14 protein-coding genes are annotated in these 16,090 nt (G+C 37.3%); 5 read left to right on the forward strand and 9 right to left on the reverse strand.

Features of this window, described 5'->3' with window-relative positions; translation table 11 throughout:
* Positions 1-32: 32 nt before the first annotated feature.
* Positions 33-1,223 (forward strand): lipase family protein, encoded by a 1,191-nt coding sequence (locus tag ASE55_RS08050; RefSeq protein WP_056217645.1) that lies wholly within the window; start codon positions 33-35, stop codon positions 1,221-1,223.
* Between the two features lie 389 nt (positions 1,224-1,612).
* Here ASE55_RS08050 and ASE55_RS08055 read toward each other — a convergent pair whose 3' ends face one another.
* The 3 genes from ASE55_RS08055 to ASE55_RS08060 form a co-directional block, all read right to left on the reverse strand.
* Positions 1,613-2,158 (reverse strand): hypothetical protein, encoded by a 546-nt coding sequence (locus ASE55_RS08055; RefSeq protein WP_056217648.1) that lies wholly within the window; start codon positions 2,156-2,158, stop codon positions 1,613-1,615.
* Between the two features lie 730 nt (positions 2,159-2,888).
* Positions 2,889-3,026, reverse strand: a complete 138-nt coding sequence (locus tag ASE55_RS20920; RefSeq protein ID WP_410493007.1) for a hypothetical protein — start codon at positions 3,024-3,026, stop codon at positions 2,889-2,891.
* Between the two features lie 44 nt (positions 3,027-3,070).
* Entirely contained in the window at positions 3,071-4,162 is a 1,092-nt protein-coding gene (locus ASE55_RS08060) for an NAD(P)/FAD-dependent oxidoreductase (RefSeq protein ID WP_317041551.1), read from the reverse strand.
* A gap of 183 nt (positions 4,163-4,345) precedes the next feature.
* Here ASE55_RS08060 and ASE55_RS08065 point away from each other — a divergent pair, with 183 nt between their 5' ends.
* Positions 4,346-4,801, forward strand: coding sequence for a MarR family winged helix-turn-helix transcriptional regulator (locus ASE55_RS08065; protein WP_056217649.1), 456 nt, complete (start codon positions 4,346-4,348; stop codon positions 4,799-4,801).
* A gap of 642 nt (positions 4,802-5,443) precedes the next feature.
* Here ASE55_RS08065 and ASE55_RS08070 read toward each other — a convergent pair.
* The 6 genes from ASE55_RS08070 to ASE55_RS08095 form a co-directional block, all read right to left on the reverse strand.
* The gene (locus ASE55_RS08070; protein ID WP_056217651.1) at positions 5,444-5,980 is read right to left on the reverse strand and encodes a hypothetical protein; all 537 of its coding nucleotides are present in this window, start codon (positions 5,978-5,980) and stop codon (positions 5,444-5,446) included.
* Positions 5,981-6,003: 23 nt separating this feature from the next.
* Positions 6,004-8,598, reverse strand: a complete 2,595-nt coding sequence (locus ASE55_RS08075; RefSeq protein WP_128414528.1) for a beta strand repeat-containing protein — start codon at positions 8,596-8,598, stop codon at positions 6,004-6,006.
* Positions 8,599-9,378: 780 nt separating this feature from the next.
* A complete protein-coding gene (locus tag ASE55_RS08080; protein WP_056217656.1) occupies positions 9,379-9,903 on the reverse strand; it encodes a hypothetical protein in 525 nt (174 codons plus the stop codon).
* A gap of 19 nt (positions 9,904-9,922) precedes the next feature.
* A complete protein-coding gene (locus tag ASE55_RS08085) occupies positions 9,923-10,468 on the reverse strand; it encodes a hypothetical protein (protein WP_056217659.1) in 546 nt (181 codons plus the stop codon).
* Positions 10,469-10,933: 465 nt separating this feature from the next.
* Positions 10,934-11,338, reverse strand: a complete 405-nt coding sequence (locus tag ASE55_RS08090) for a hypothetical protein (RefSeq protein WP_056217661.1) — start codon at positions 11,336-11,338, stop codon at positions 10,934-10,936.
* A 3-nt stretch (positions 11,339-11,341) separates the two neighbouring features.
* Complete coding sequence (locus ASE55_RS08095; protein WP_056217664.1) at positions 11,342-12,514, reverse strand: FAD-dependent monooxygenase; 1,173 nt, start codon at positions 12,512-12,514, stop codon at positions 11,342-11,344.
* An 88-nt stretch (positions 12,515-12,602) separates the two neighbouring features.
* Between ASE55_RS08095 and ASE55_RS08100 the strand changes: the two genes are divergently transcribed.
* From ASE55_RS08100 to ASE55_RS08105, 3 genes are all read left to right on the forward strand, one after another.
* On the forward strand, positions 12,603-13,577 hold the full coding sequence (locus ASE55_RS08100; protein WP_056217667.1) for a helix-turn-helix domain-containing protein: 975 nt from the start codon (positions 12,603-12,605) through the stop codon (positions 13,575-13,577).
* Positions 13,578-13,744: 167 nt separating this feature from the next.
* Entirely contained in the window at positions 13,745-13,888 is a 144-nt protein-coding gene (locus ASE55_RS20640; protein ID WP_238585020.1) for a Na+/H+ antiporter NhaA, read from the forward strand.
* Positions 13,889-14,554: 666 nt separating this feature from the next.
* Entirely contained in the window at positions 14,555-15,991 is a 1,437-nt protein-coding gene (locus tag ASE55_RS08105; protein ID WP_056217670.1) for a T9SS type A sorting domain-containing protein, read from the forward strand.
* Positions 15,992-16,090 lie beyond the last annotated feature (99 nt).

Here is a 16,090-nt window from a genome sequence, read left to right on the forward strand (position 1 = left end):
AACTCTCATTTTAATATAAAAACCTAAACCCTATGACTTACAATGATTACCAAATGACATTCATCATGTCTATGATCTCGAATTTCGCACCTAAGCAAAAGAATGCTACCGATCCGGCTTCGGCTGCACAGGCAATTCAGACCAGCTTTGCCGAGAGTTTGCCCGGAATCATCGCTGCTGCCGATTTTCCGGTGGATGTTACCGTAGCCTGGGGACCTTATGTTGTTGTAGAACCTAAGGATATAAAAGGCAACACCGCAACTGCGACAAATACCATGCTCGTGTTCAAATACCCCAGTCAGACGGTGGCGGATATCAATGAATATGTAGTATCTATTGCGGGTACTAAAGCAACATCTATCTTTGATGAACTGGATGAAGATTTGCTGGGCGGTACTATTAAAGACTGGCCTTATTGTCCGTCCCATAATAACATCAGGATCTCTCATGGTACATTAAACGGTATCAAGCTTTTGCTTGGCTTAAACTCAGAAAATTCGATTACAAGTTATTTCTCCCAATTAGATGACCCGAACGCTATTATCACTGTGGCCGGACACAGCCTGGGAGGTGCATTATCGCCGGCACTGGCGCTTGTACTGTTTGGTGCTGATACTACCTTTTCCGAAATACCCACGCATGCTGAAACCCAAAATTGGACAACACGAACCTATGCCGTTGCAGGCCCGGATGTAGGCAACAGCTACTATGTGGATTACCTTAAGGCAACTTTTCCACCACAGCCTGAACCTGCTGTGAAATGGCAGCAGTTCAACTGCAAAATCTGGAACAGTCTTGACATTGTTCCTCAGGTATGGTCAAAAGGTTTTGAGTCATATATCGATACTATTTATGGCACACAGCTTAATACTCCGCTGGCCGTTAAGGCTCTTTTGTTTGGACTTAATAAGGTGCTATTAGTTAATAACGGGGGTGTAAATCCCTATATTTGCTCTGACCCTGACCGGGAGGGACAATTTGCCGGCACCTTTCAAACAGACTTACCAACAAACGGCCCGATGATAGCCGATGATTGTTCCAATGGCGCCTGTTCCTCAACCCCAACGTCAATTGCAGAATGCAATTTTGTAGGTCAGATCCTCTATCAGCATATCAATGCTTATTTTGAAGAAATTGGCGTAAGCGCGTTCCTAAATGCTTTAACAGCCGGAACCGAACCGGCGAGCATTTGCAGCATCAAGCAGAAGCTGTTGCCATTATAATGCTGAGGAAACTGTAAAATAAAAGTAATAAAAGACCCTCCCTGAATTTGAGGTGACCCGAAAAGTTGACTTAAAACATAGTTAAGCATTTGTGTGAGAGTTCGGTATTTTACCGGGCTCTTTCTATGTAATCAGTTTTTACCGTTTTTTGAGATTTGATACCTTTAAAAAAGATATAAAACGGCTTAATAAATTTACGGTATGTTTGGTGTGATGTATTAATTAGATTTAAATGTCCAAAAACATAGATTCTACTTTACAGCTGATAGATACTTATTACCGGATTTTGAATTTTCTCTATATCGGTATCAATACATACAAAATCAAAGGCCTCCCGTGGGAAGCCTTCGAACACCAAATCACAAAATATTAATATGAAAAAAATTTATTTATAAAGCTGTTGCAGTATAAGTTACTGTTTGCGTATAAGTTCCGGCCGGTTTACCTAAGATGTCAGAAGATGATGATTTTGCTGCAGGAATAGTGTAATCCAAGTTCAGTGTTAAGGCACTTCCAAGAGGAGCATTTGACACTAAAGTCTGATCCGTTGCAGATAAAACAACCGCGTTTTTTGTACCTCCCATTGTTCCGGCAGCAGCAGCAGCTTTGATCGTCAGAACATTTACAGGAATTAAGTTGGTTCCATTCATGAAATTAGCACCGCCTGCTTTTACTTTAACGTTAAAATTCTTCGTTGAAGTAACTTTTAAAGAGTTGGCTTTAGTAACCGTTTGATCAGAGTTATAATCTGCTGCAGTCGCATAGTTGAAGTCAACTGTATTACCGATTGCCGTACTTCCGGCGTCGATGGAGATCACATCGTTCAGGGTAATATTTACGGTTGTTGTTGCGGTAGTATTCTGAGCCTGAACATTGTTCGTTCCTAATATGGTTGCTCCGATAGTTAAAGCTGCGATTGCGATTAATTTTGTCATGATCGTATTATTTTATTTTTATTCCTGTTTAGTTGTCCTCTTTTGAACAATACAAATCTACGGCNATAGTTAAAGCTGCGATTGCGATTAATTTTGTCATGATCGTATTATTTTATTTTTATTCCTGTTTAGTTGTCCTCTTTTGAACAATACAAATCTACGGCGGCGATAAAATCTTCTTTGTAGTTGAAAATGGAAATTGATGTAGTAAAATAACTACACGCACTATTCATAAAAAAACCCTCAAAACATAAAAGTTTTGAGGGCGTATATAAATTGCTGTTATTTCTATTATAAAGCTGTCGTAATATACATTACCGTTTGCGTATAATTTTTCTTTAGGCTTTTAAAAAAAATATTGATAGGTTACTCCAGAAATACAGCAAAAATTCAGCAATTACAATTTAATCGTTTTTTGAGATTTAATGTTTAATTATTTCGAAATTACCGCTTTATGATATAGGGTGTTTTATAATTTCTAAAGTATACTCAGGAATTTTCAGGATTTCTATTTTGAAGCTTATATTTCGGATAATTTTACCATTCTCAATATATTTTTCTACCTGGAGTATTATGTCATTAAAATCTTTTATTAGTAATCATATAAATTTAAGGAATTCTTCATCACCAGAGGCATAGTGATTATTTTTAGAATCAGAATCACTTCTGCAATCCAAATTCTTGATACTGCAAGAACATTTTATATTTCCGAGATTTATAAATGATGAAGTTAACTATTGTTTTTCTCTGCTCTTATAATTAATCTCAAAGTAGGGTCATTGGTAATGAAAGACCACAACCAATTTGACATTAATTTTGCTTTGTTACGAAATCCAATCAATGGTATAATGTGGATGAAGAGCCACATAATCCAGGCAAAAAAACCTTTTAAAAATGTTTTTTTATTAAGATCTACCACTGCCTTGTATTTGAAATGATAGCCATACTGCCCTTATCATTATATCTGAATACTTTATAAAGCGCTTTATTACTGATAATTAATTTTAGATTTTTCGCCAATAAAGAACCCTGTTGAATGGCTACCTGTGCCAATTGAGGATGTCCGTTAGGAAAATTGGGATCTGAGATCTGTAAAGATATATCGCCAATCGCAAAAATATTATCTGTACCCGTAACTCTATTATATTGGTCAACTAAAATCCGTTTGCCCCGTCCTAAAGACTCTTCCGGTATTCCTTGAACATTTTGAGCTACCACACCAGAAGCCCAAATTAAAACTTCTGTTTCTACTTCGGTTCCATCTGAAAAAATCACTTTCCCTTGGTCGTAATCTTTTACTGCGGTGTTCAAGACAATATGGACACCTAATTTGCTCAAAACACTGTAGGCTTCTTCTTGCGATTTTTTGCTCATTGGTTGGAGTAATACGGGCATAACATCAACCAGGTAAAGATTTGTTTTCAGATCTTGCACTTCCGGATATTCTTTCTTTGCGAGTTTCAAACTCATTTCGGCCAGCATTCCTGCAACTTCCACTCCGGTAGGCCCTCCGCCTGCAATCACAATATTAAGGTGTTTTTCTTTCTCTTTTAATGTCTTGGCCCGCACCGCCTTTTCCATATTTAGCAAAATATGATTTCTCATTAGAAGAGCATCATCAATTGTTTTCATAGGAAGAGCTTTTCTTTTAATGTTTTCCATTCCAAAAAAATTGGTTTTAGTTCCCATTGCAAAAACAACATAGTCATATGAAACTTCACCTGCATCTGTTAACACAACCTTTTCTATCGGATTGATATGCCGAAATTTACCTAGATGAAATCTTACATTCTCTTTTCCCTGAAACATCCGTCTAAAAGGATAAGATATATTTGATGCTTCTATAAAAGCCGTAGAAACCTGATACAGTAACGGCGGGAAGAAGTGATAATTGTTCTCATCAACTAAAACTATTTCGTGCCGGGTATGCTTTGAAAATTCTTTAATAAAATTAATCCCAGCAAATCCTCCACCTAAAACTACAATTCTTTTTCTACGACTCATTGATCTATTTTTTAACATTAATCAGCAACAATCTAACTGACATTACCAATACAAAGTTGTAAATATTCATTTAACAAAAACAACTCTGCAAATATAAACATTTGCATTAATTAGTCAACTAAGTTTACTTAATATTTAATTAAATTATGTGATAAAAAAAAATTAAAGTATTAACTTTACGGAATGGAACAAATACATTCAGACCTCCTTCTTTTTAAGCTAATTTATAACTACAGACGATTAATCGATCATTTCGGAACACAAAATATTGATATACTATCAGATATAAAGCCTGCTCATATCCCTTACTTTATGAGTATTGGATATCAAGGCATCTCTAACAATAAATTACTAAAAGAAATAAAGGTTACAAGACAAGGAGTGAGTAAAGCTGTAAAAGATCTGGAAAAACAGGGAATGATTTACACAAGAAGAAATGAAAGCGATGCAAGATCAATGATGATATTCCTGACTGAAGAAGGTAAGAATCTTTATAAAGTTCTTGGGGAAGTATTTGGGTCAGTAACGTTAGACTATATTAATTTGTTAGGCAGAAAAAAATACGACCAATTAATACAATCTTTAACTACAATCATAAATTATCACGAGAACTTAACAAACATTGATGTTGAAAATTGATGAGACCGGATAATATAGAACAGTTGAAATTGTAAAATTAATAATGTCATTCATGGAAATATAAATTAGTAAACCAAGTCAACAAGATTACCTATTATATCCCCCTGCCGAAGCACTTTCAATAAACTGTAATGTATTTTGTATTTCAGGTAAATTTCTTGCATATTAATAGATTGATAAATTACTTAGTATTTAAATTATTTATTCCGGTCTTTGATAATTTTTAACTATCTATTCTTTTGAAAAGCATCTCTTAATTTATTAGCAAGTTCTTCAATTCCTTTATCTGTAAATTACAATCCTGTATGTTGACAAACTAAAATAACCCTGTCATAGAAACCAGTTGCCGGGTATTTCTATGGTATAACTTTTGACAGGATTTGCATACCACATTACAAAATATTAATATATTATTTCACATTAAAGAAAGAAGAAAGCCACTTCAATTGAAGTGGCTTTCTTTATTATTCATCATCGCATTTAATCGTTTTTTTAAGACTACTGGCCTTTAATAATAATCTCAAAAACAATCTGAGATCAGAATATAAAATTAAAAAAGCTGCCTTACAATAAATAAGGCAGCTTCAGTTTGAGATATTGCATAAACACCTTATTAGATGAATATATTTGATTTAATAAGGTTTACGGTCTCCAGAAAGACCATACTCTTCCGTTAAATACGGCTAATTGTTTATTGGCTGTATCATAAACCATCATTCCCGGTGCTGGATTGATGATGTTAAGATGGGGGCTTGCCACTTTAGGCAGTACCATGGCTTTATTGGAATCTTCCAGTACCAGAATTCCGGGCGTTGAAGTAAGGGTACCGACGGCCATCTTTGCATTTGTATTTTCAATAGCCGTAGTCTCAATCAGTTCCCCGTTTACCCCTGTTAACGGATCAACGGTGGTTCCCGTTGTATTTACAGAAAGGTCTTTCCAGGCAGAAGCATATCTGATCTTAACTTTCTTGTCTGTAAGGTCATAGATCATTGTTCCGTTCACCGCACCGGTTACTGAAGCTGCAGAAGTTACCCACGGTAAGATAATCCCGCGATTTGCTGTACCGAATTCCAGAGAAACCGATGGAGAGGAGACCGCAGTCTTACCAATGGCAACCTGTGCAAAAAAGATTCCCGAAAGGAGCGTAAAAGCAATGATGAATATATTGTTTTTCATTTTTTATTTTTTGAATTTTAGAATTAGTTTGTAGGGCAGCCTTGCGTGTTGAAGCAGGTCCATCCTCCTGCAGTACCTGTTGTATTGATCTGCAGGCAGTCTAAAGTTGTATTATACACCATCATTCCCTCTACGAGATTTGCTGCAGGAATTGCTGTGATTTGCTGTGTTGTCAGCCTGTTCATTACAAATCCTTTGGTTTTGGATTCCAGTGCGGTCCATGCTCCCTTTCTAACCATCGGCCAGTTGGAGGCATTTGCTCCGGCTCTACCTAAAGAGGTAATCCCCTGAAGTGTATTTAAAACGGGTGCGCCTGTTGTTACAACCGGTTTATAACAAAAGCAGGCAGATACTGAACTATTCAGGGCATCACCGATTCCCTGCCCCTGGGTTCCCACTGTATCTGCAAGGCCTCCCGCATTTACCTGGTTCGGGACACCGTTGGTATTGACACAGCCTGCAGCTGCACATAAATTCTGATTGGAAGCGGAAGAACCCGTACCCACTGTAAGTCCGGCATGTGCATTAACCAGCATATTGTAAGCTACGTTTTCATCACCCTCCATAGCATCCAGGCAGCCGTCATTGTCAGAATCCAGGTCAAGTCGGTTTGTGATCGTATCAACATCCGTATCAGCGGTACAATTAACATTATATACCCCGAAAATAATTCCGTGTGGGTCATTATTCCCGGTTAAGGTCATGGTAAAAGAAGCAACATCAGCAGGTACCAGGAAGAAAGTATATCCCTGTAGTGTAGTAAGAGGACTGTTGGTGGTAAAAACAGTTCCTGACACTCCCGGTGTTGTAGAAGCAGTACCGTTTAAAAGTGAATAAAATCCTGTATTAAATACATTCGAATTACCTACAACCGTTAAAGGAACAGAAAAAGTATTGGTTACTGAACCGCCTTCACCGCCTAATCCGGCAATACCGATTATATATTGATACTGATTATTAGTTGAACTTAAAGAATTTGCGCTAACCCCGAAATTAATATTTAAAGTCCTTGCAATTGTCCCCGTAATATCCAGGTATCTTGTTGAAAAAGGAGCGCTCTGGGCGCCGTTAGCCGTTATTGTTGTTGTGGCAACCGGTGGCGTAAATACGCCCCATGTATTACCCGTTCCTGCAGTCTTTGTAAGGGTTATTCCACCACCAGGTAATGCAGCTCCCGGCGGAACCAAGGTAACAAAAGCGGTATTGGTATTTGTTAAACTTGTAGCTGTTGCCGCTGTAACAGCTGCCATGGTCACGGTTCCTGAACATCCTTCTGCGCTATCCAATACCCCGTCATTGTCATCATCAAGGTCTGCACTGTCCAAAACGCCGTCTCCGTCAGAATCTGCATCAATCAATGCATTATACGTACAGGTTGTCGTGCTTCCATTCAGATCAACGGTTAATGTCCGGTAGCCTCCCTGTCCGGTTCCGTTATAGGTAACCGGAACGTCAATAAAGGTTGACGTTGAAGTAATGGTCGCCGAATAAGCAGGATTGGAAAAGCCTGTCCCTGTAACATTAATGGTATACGTTCCCGGGGCATAAATATTGGACACCGGAATTCTTAACGTTCGTGTGGAAGATGTTCCGGCAACATAAGGGCTTGTTCCCTGCAATGCCATTGAACCGCAGGTAAAAGTAAAGGGCTGGAAATAATCCACGGAAGCCAGGTCAATATTTCCTGCGCTGATGCCTGTAACATTATTATATTGTGTCAGGTATTCTGAAACACCTGTATTGATATTCATTCTGTACATTACGACATCATTATCGCCGTTTTCTGAAGCTACAAATACGTAACCGTTCAGATAGGCAGTTCCCCTTACATTCCCAACGTCGGTTGTTGTACTGAGATTGGCATCTGCATTTCTTACGCCTACAGGCCCGGAAATTGTCGCTACCTGGGTTGCCGTTGCCGTTGTCGCCCCTGTAATGGCAATACGGTACAAATACCTGGTATAGGTAGTCCCGACTACATTCTGAAGAATAGTATATACATTGTTCTGATAATCATAAAATGTGTCGCTGGCAAAAATAGTGGATGTTGTAGCATTCCAGATGGCGTCACCCGTAATTACCATCGGTGCTGCCGAAACAGCCGGGTACACCTTGTAAAGGTTTTTTCCGCTAAACCCGAATGACTGCCCAAAATACGAACCCAGTACATTGTTAGTGCCTATCCCGCCGATCTGTACCGGCAATATCAAACCTGTAGCAGTACCGTTTTTTAATACCGGGCTGTTTGCTGCCGTATTTGAATTTAAGAATACCAAAGGCTGGTTTGCCTGAGCGGTATCATAACCCACAGCTAAGTTACTTACAGCGGTCGAATTATTAGCACTGTAATAAGTAGGCGTCGTGATCCCTGCGGGCAGAGCTGCTGCCACTGTGGAAGGTGTGGTCCCGGTAATGTCATAGACAAAGCCTGTTCCTGAAGAGGAAAGGTAAAGTTTTCCGGAACTTTGGGAAAAGACCAGGATGTTGGTCAGAAATAGTAAAAATAAGGAGCATAAAATCCTGTAATTGGTTTTTCTTTCGCCTACATTCTGAAAGAAAGAAACAGGAATAAGAACCGGAAACATGAGCGTTTTCCTGGGAATTAGTTTTTTAAACATGACACTTAATTAGATTAACGATTTTTAGAAATTTTTTGCAAAAGTATTGATTATATATCTGATAATCATATATATTGTTGGTTATTTTTATATATAACTCTAAATTAATATTTATCAAACGCTCGCCTGTTATTGTTTCAAATTGACATTAAATGACTGTATTTATTTTTTTGAATTGCTGAATGCCTGGAGTGTTTTACTGAGGATAGCAATAATATAAATTAAACAATTAGTTATCATTTATATAACTTAAAAGTCTCAAAAAAAACGATAATAGGTTTTTATGATATTAATCGTAAGCACTATTAAAACTTCAAGTCGGAAAGTTTATAAAATAACCTTGGAGGTACCGAAGTATGATCAGCCACATTGAAACAAAAATGGTATTGGTTCTTAAAAAATCCTTACATTAAAAAGAAAATGAGAGACTTTATAATTAACAACTTCTCCGGATATTCGATTGATGTATAACTTTTTCTTATATACTCCCAATAAATAATGGGAAAGAGTATAAATAAGCTGCTTCTGTTCCTTACAGTCCGGCAGGCTAATTTTATAGAACTCCTCTATTTCAGCTTTAATAAAGTGCGAAAAACTGTCTTTAGATGTAAGCATAGCAATGATTTATTAATAGATAATATTCCATAACTGAATTTGAGATTCTATAATGAAAGAAATCGTTCTATTATACTGTAATTCATTTTGTCAGTATGACAAAGTACATTTAAAGTATTAAAAATTGCTTATATATAGAAGTTATCTCTGCTTTATGAAAATATCTTATTGAGAAATAATAGTATATGTTAATTCTGTTGTATATACAGTAGGAGTCTGTCCTGCAATATAGTTGTCAAGGTAAGCGTTAGCACCTGCACCTTTGTATTCAATGCTGATTTTTTTATCTACCCCTCCTACTGCTGAAGTAACCAATGTGGTTTCGGTAGCTGACAACTGGGTGTTCTGTGCATATTGAGCTCCTGTAACAGGCTCTGATCCTGCACTTGCCTTGATCTGGATGGTGTTGGCCTGGATATTTTTAGCACCGTTCTGTAAAGCGGCATTGGCACTTTTCACTTTTACCTGGAATCCTCCTGTACTGTAAATGCTCAAATGGTCAGCATTAACAGATGATACACCGTTTACATAATCATCTTTGGTTACATAGTCTAAGTTAACTATTTTCTGAGCGGTATTCACTATAAGGGTCTGGATAGGCTTTAATCTAACGTTTAAAGTTACGGCCTGCTGAGCATTCAATGATACAAATCCTGCAAGAGCAAAAGAAGCAAAAATTAATTTTTTCATAATGTAAATAATATTTTTATTATAAAGCTGTTGCAGTATAAGTTACTGTTTGCGTATAAGTTCCGGCCGGTTTACCTAAGATATCAGAAGAAGATGATTTCGCCGCAGGAATGGTGTAATCCAGATTCAGTGTTAAGGCACTTCCTAGTGGTGCATTGGTAACTAAATTCTGATCCGTTGCAGATAAAACGACAGCACTTTTTGTTCCTCCCATGGTTCCGGCAGCTGCAGCAGCTTTGATCGTCAGAACATTTACAGGGATTAGGTTGGTTCCATTCATGAAATTAGCACCGCCTGCTTTTACTTTAACATTAAAGTTCTTCGTTGAAGTAACCTTTAAAGAGTTGGCTTTAGTAACCGTTTGATCAGAGTTATAATCCGCTGCAGTCGCATAGTTGAAGTCAACTGTATTGCCAATTGCCGTACTTCCGGCGTCGATGGAGATTACATCGTTCAGGGTAATGTTTACGGTTGTTGTTGCAGTTGTATTTTGAGCCTGAACATTGTTCGTTCCTAATATAGTTGCTCCGATAGTTAAAGCTGCGATTGCGATTAATTTTGTCATGATCGTATTATTTTATTTTTATTCTTGTTTAATTATCCTCTTTTTGAACAATACAAATCTACGGCGGTGATAAAATCTTCTTTGTAGTGGAACATGGAAGTTGATGTAGTAAAATAACTACACGCACTATCCATTCGGTTTAAATAGAAAAGCCCTCAACACATAAAAGTGTTGAGGGCTTATATAAATTGCTGTTATTTCTATTATAAAGCTGTTGTAATATACATTACCGTTTGCGTATAATTTTTCTTTAGGCTTTTACAAAAAATATTGATAGGTTGGTAAATTTGTTATCATTATTTTTTGAGATTACCTTTTACGTTTATTCATTAACTATATAAGCTTTTGGCTTATCTGCAGCGCCATTTTCATTCAATTCTTTTTTTCTGCTACTTAATTTTGTTGATTTTATGGAACTCTTTTTTCTAAAAAATTTAAACAAGTCTTTTATCTTTGTACGTAATATTATTGTTCTGTATTCCTCATTTTTATGGCTAAAATTTGTTTAATTTTACTTCCAATCAGAACAAAAGGGATAATCCCTGTAAGCAATAATGCCCAGAACCATAAGGGATGAATCGTGCTTACCCACAACCATGTTACGATCAAGATGATGCTGATTGCCATTATATACTGCTCTCTTTTTTCCCCGCCAAATAATGATATTACAATACCTCCTGCAATACAACTAAGGTAAACGCATACTAATTTGATGATAAGCTGAATGATATCATAAGAAGCCCATGTGACCTGATTAAACAGCTGCAAAGAAGCGGGAAAGAAAATGCCCTGTATTTTGGCAAATACTGAACTTAAAAGACCAATGGCGCCAAATCCAATAATGATGGAAAATATTTTTTTAAAGTTCATAACTTAACTGATTATAAAATTCAACTGATCTTCGGTGAGTATGATCGGATCAGTCATAATTTTTTTAAGTTCGATGTCAGAAGCCGCCCTGAATGTATTGATAAACTCATGAAGCTGCTGTTCATCGGCAGGGATAAAAGAAGCGGCATTATTTCTCGCATTACTTTGGAATTTGTGGATGATAGGTTGCATCCATCCATTATAATTGTTGCAGGCGGATCTTAAATCATCGGGTGTTTCGTTGATAAAATGAGACAATGCCTTAGCTCCATAGATTGAAAGCGATGCTCCCATTCCCGACATGGCGGTGGGACAATACCCTGCATCACCAAGCAAAACCACATTTCCATTGACTAAGTCAGGTGTGTCTACCATTCCCATCTTATCAATGAACATCATGCCTTCTTCAGCAAAACGATTGAGCAGATCCGTTATTTCGATGCCATAATGACCGAAAGAGCGGTGTAACAGTTCCGCCGGTCTTTCCTTCATCGTTGCGAGATCACCTGTATGGTGGATATAACATTGGATAGCAATTTCATTATTAGCAATCGGATAAATAGAGAGCATCTTATTCACATCGATATAAATTTTAAAATCACCCACATTACAGGAATGTTCAATTTGCAGTCTTCCACCCATATAAAGTGTATTGAAATCTACTATTCGAGCATTCGTGAAGTAACGTTCCCGTGTTGAAGAACGTAAACCCTCAGAAATAATAATGATATCAGGTTCCATTTCGCGTCCGTCAGATAATACCACCTCTGTTCTCTCACCTACTGAAGTTATTTTGGAAATCGTTGTGTCGAAAAATACATTTATCTGATCTTCTAAACAATCATATAACACATTATGAAGCCCGCCACGGGAAATCAGTACTGAACGTTCAATATTCTCGTTCATTTTTTCATAGCTGATGTGTTGAATAACCTGCCCATCTTTTTCTAAAAAGCTTACAAACTCGGATGGAGAAGATGATGCTTGCAATTCTGCCTTCAAACCGAGTTCCTCCATGATACGGACACCAAAGCTCTTCAGCGATATCAGGAAACCTGCCTTACCAAAGGAAGAAGCTCTGTCAATTACTGTAACTTGATGTCCTTGTGCCGACAGAAATTTTGCGGCGGTCAGTCCTGCAATTCCCCCGCCTGATATTAAAATATTTTTTCCCATTTTTAAAATCTTTTAAGTTCTTATTACAAAATTAGCTTTACATTTAGGGATAAAATAGTCTTATTTTATAATAAAAATAGTCCATAAAATGAATTTAACGGATAATAAGAAGCAAATGCTAGATCTGGTAGAAAAATTGGGGATGCTGGCATCTGAATTTAGTGACAATCTGGATCTCTTGCGGCTCAACGAGATTCATATCGTTGATATGCTTCCTGAAATGCTGCTGATGGTCCGGTCTGTGATTGCAGAAGAAACATTTATATACAGAAGAAAATCTGTTGATGGGGTTAGAAGAGGCTTGCTTTTTTCTTTTCAGAACATATTTAATCATTCTTCAAATAATCATATAGATCAATATTCCGAAAAATCCCTCCAGGCAAGACCTCATATCCGTATAACGCCATTCCACCTGGAAAGCGAAGTAGTATTTCCAAAAGGGCTTACCATTACCCAGATTACGATACTGATCGAATTCGATTTTCTCAAAAATTTCATTGGCAATGATCAAGAGGCATTCCGCTATCTTTTCAATGATGAAAAAACATTTTTGATCGAAGAATTTATGTCGCCGGAGATGGCTGATCTTATTACTGAGATTGCCGGAATTCCCGTATCCGATATACTTTCCGAAGCTTATTACAAATTAAGAGCACTGGAGCTGTTATACCTGCTTTTTAAAAACCTTTCCAAACGACAACATGTCAAATATCAAAGCCTTCGTGGTGATGAAATAGCAGCTCTTTACCGTGTAAGGGATGCGATTTCATTTTCTCTTGACAATCCTTTGACCCAGGAAGAACTTGTAACAATAAGCGGTATGAATGTGCTTAAACTCAGAAAACTTTTCACGCAAATTTTCGGGAAGGGTATTTACGAATACTGCCAATACCTAAGAATGCAGGAAGCAGCCAGATTGATGAAGGAGAAACATCTCTCGGTTTCTGAAACTGGATATCACTTAGGTTTTACTAATTTGAGTCATTTCGGAAGGTTGTTTGAGCAGCATTTTGGAATGAAACCTAAGAAATGGAGTGCTCAGCATCGACTGAAAGGCAAGTAAGCACACTTCTAATGATCGCTTTGTAACACCTTACCTTCAGAAACAGTTTGACGTTAAATGTAAACTTTCGTGTTTCTGATTTCAAGTTTATTTTGCTTTTCGATTTTTTTAACGCTCTTATTACTGTTTCTACCCTCAATCCTGTCATAGAAGCCAGCTGCTGTCCGGTGAGCGAATTCCGTAACCTTTTCGAACTTGGCTTCCTGGCCTTTATAGGGTTTACTATGTCTTTATTCAATACCTCTCTGGCATTTACTACCAGATACAGGCAAAATTCGGCATCTTCGTTGCCTCCATTGTCAGCGTTTTAGTCGGATATGTGATCCTCAATAAAAAAATCCCTCTAAATGAGGGATCATTATTAGTTGACTCTAACGTCGCAAGATCTGCTCGTACAATAGCTTCCTGTTTGATGATAGCAGCAAATGTAATCGTTATTGGGACAATGCGACCCTCCACAAGCTGGCCCTGTTGGATCTGTTGGATTTGTTGGCTCTATACCTACGCCAGTACTACCACCTACACCTCCCGCTGCGAAAGTTGATTTTAATTTTTCTCTCGTTAATTTTTTCATAGTAATTGTTTTAAATTCGANCTATACCTACGCCAGTACTACCACCTACACCTCCCGCTGCGAAAGTTGATTTTAATTTTTCTCTCGTTAATTTTTTCATAGTAATTGTTTTAAATTCGACTTTAAAGATAGGAACAATTCTCTAATAATTTATTTAACATAAAATAAAAACTAAAATATAGTTTTTGGGCTGTCGCCGTACTTTCTCCAGCTCGTTGTGCTTTTTCAGTAGTTTTCTTTTATCCCATTTTGACTTTATGAAGGTATCGTTTTTTGAGACAAAAATATTTTAATTTTTGGATGATCATCTACGTAACTAAAAGACCTGTGGGTGAATAATTTATTTTATTCTGAAAATTATATTATATATTTGTGCCCTTTAAATAATTAAAACTAATTAACAATGAAAAAAAACTATTTTCTAACACTTCTATTCAGCTCTACAATTGCATTTGCACAGACACAAATTGGTAACACCATAAATGGAATAGCAGCCGGAGATCAAAGTGGATACAGTGTTGCTCTTTCAGGCAATGGGAATATTGTGGCCATTGGAGCACCTAAATATAATTCCGGCAGAGGAAATGTCAGGGTATTCCAGAACAGTTCCGGAACATGGAACCAAATAGGTAGTATTTATGGGCTCCAAGCTAATGCTCAGAGTGGTTATAGTGTTAGTCTGTCGGATGACGGGACCGTACTTGCTGTCGGTACACCATATAATGGTACCGGCTCGGTAAGTGTTTATAAAAACATTTCCAATGTCTGGACTAAAATTGGAAGTAATATCAATGGAGAGGCAGGTAGCGACTGGAATGGCCTCAGTGTTTCACTTTCCAGTGATGGAAATGTTGTAGCAATTGGAGCTCCAGGAAATGATGCAAATGCGATAGGTGGTGGTGACAGGGGCCATGTACGTGTATATAGAAATATTGGTAATGTATGGACACAGGTTGGGCCTGATATTGATGGCTTAGTCAATAGTGGTTTCAGTGGTTGGAGTGTATCCCTTTCGGATAATGGAACGACTGTTGCTGTGGGAGCATTCAGTGATGGACCAGGATCAGTTCGCATCTATAAAAATATTTCTAATGTCTGGAATCAGGTAGGTCCTGCAATCTATGGAGAAGCAAGCGGTGATTTCAGTGGAGAAAGCGTTTCGCTTTCAGGTGACGGAAGCGTGGTTGCTATAGGTGCTACGCGTAATAACTCACATGGAAATGGCACTTATGCGGGGCATGTACGCATTTACAGAAATATTGCCAATGCTTGGAATCAGATAGGATCTGATATAGATGGTGCAACTGCGAGTGGAACTGGAGTCAGTGTTTCTCTTTCAAATGATGGTTCTATGGTTGCCGTAGGAGCATGGTTATACAATGCTACAAACGGCCAGGCCAAAATATTTAAAAATATTTCCGACAATTGGATTCAGGCAGGTAGTGATATTAACAGCGTAGCTGATTCTGATAACAATGGTTATCAGGTTTCCCTTTCTAATGATGGATCCGTTGTAGCGGTAGGAGCTATAAGAGCTGATAATAATACCTTAATAGATGCGGGACATGTGCGTATTTTTAATTTACAAGGTATTTTAAAAACAGATGACCTTGTATTAAAAAACTTCACTATTTCTCCTAATCCAACAACTGATTTTGTAAATATTTCACTACAAAAAAATCTGATTTTGCAAAAAGTAAATATTTATAGTACTACTGGTCAGTTAATAAAAAGCAGTACATCATCTAAAATTTCCGTTCAGGAGCTATCAGAAGGAAATTACTATTTTGAAATTATTACTGATAAAGGAAAAGCTACAAAGAAAATTATAGTACAATAAGTTTATCTTTTAAAAATATGATCAAAAGGTTTACACATAGTAAACCTTTTTTAATTTAATGAAAAAGGTTACTATTTAATAATCTAAAATTAATAATTT

The organism is Chryseobacterium sp. Leaf201 (assembly GCF_001421435.1).
Taxonomy (GTDB): domain Bacteria; phylum Bacteroidota; class Bacteroidia; order Flavobacteriales; family Weeksellaceae; genus Chryseobacterium.

What these genes read in the sequence shown, in the direction of transcription:
- ASE55_RS08050 (WP_056217645.1), top strand. Translation starts at nt 33, where the DNA reads ATGACTTACAATGATTACCAAATGACATTCATCATGTCTATGATCTCG.
- ASE55_RS08055 (WP_056217648.1), bottom strand. Translation starts at nt 2,158, where the DNA reads ATGACAAAATTAATCGCAATCGCAGCTTTAACTATCGGAGCAACCATA.
- ASE55_RS20920 (WP_410493007.1), bottom strand. Translation starts at nt 3,026, where the DNA reads ATGTGGCTCTTCATCCACATTATACCATTGATTGGATTTCGTAACAAA.
- ASE55_RS08060 (WP_317041551.1), bottom strand. Translation starts at nt 4,162, where the DNA reads ATGAGTCGTAGAAAAAGAATTGTAGTTTTAGGTGGAGGATTTGCTGGG.
- ASE55_RS08065 (WP_056217649.1), top strand. Translation starts at nt 4,346, where the DNA reads ATGGAACAAATACATTCAGACCTCCTTCTTTTTAAGCTAATTTATAAC.
- ASE55_RS08070 (WP_056217651.1), bottom strand. Translation starts at nt 5,980, where the DNA reads ATGAAAAACAATATATTCATCATTGCTTTTACGCTCCTTTCGGGAATC.
- ASE55_RS08075 (WP_128414528.1), bottom strand. Translation starts at nt 8,598, where the DNA reads ATGTTTAAAAAACTAATTCCCAGGAAAACGCTCATGTTTCCGGTTCTT.
- ASE55_RS08080 (WP_056217656.1), bottom strand. Translation starts at nt 9,903, where the DNA reads ATGAAAAAATTAATTTTTGCTTCTTTTGCTCTTGCAGGATTTGTATCA.
- ASE55_RS08085 (WP_056217659.1), bottom strand. Translation starts at nt 10,468, where the DNA reads ATGACAAAATTAATCGCAATCGCAGCTTTAACTATCGGAGCAACTATA.
- ASE55_RS08090 (WP_056217661.1), bottom strand. Translation starts at nt 11,338, where the DNA reads ATGAACTTTAAAAAAATATTTTCCATCATTATTGGATTTGGCGCCATT.
- ASE55_RS08095 (WP_056217664.1), bottom strand. Translation starts at nt 12,514, where the DNA reads ATGGGAAAAAATATTTTAATATCAGGCGGGGGAATTGCAGGACTGACC.
- ASE55_RS08100 (WP_056217667.1), top strand. Translation starts at nt 12,603, where the DNA reads ATGAATTTAACGGATAATAAGAAGCAAATGCTAGATCTGGTAGAAAAA.
- ASE55_RS08105 (WP_056217670.1), top strand. Translation starts at nt 14,555, where the DNA reads ATGAAAAAAAACTATTTTCTAACACTTCTATTCAGCTCTACAATTGCA.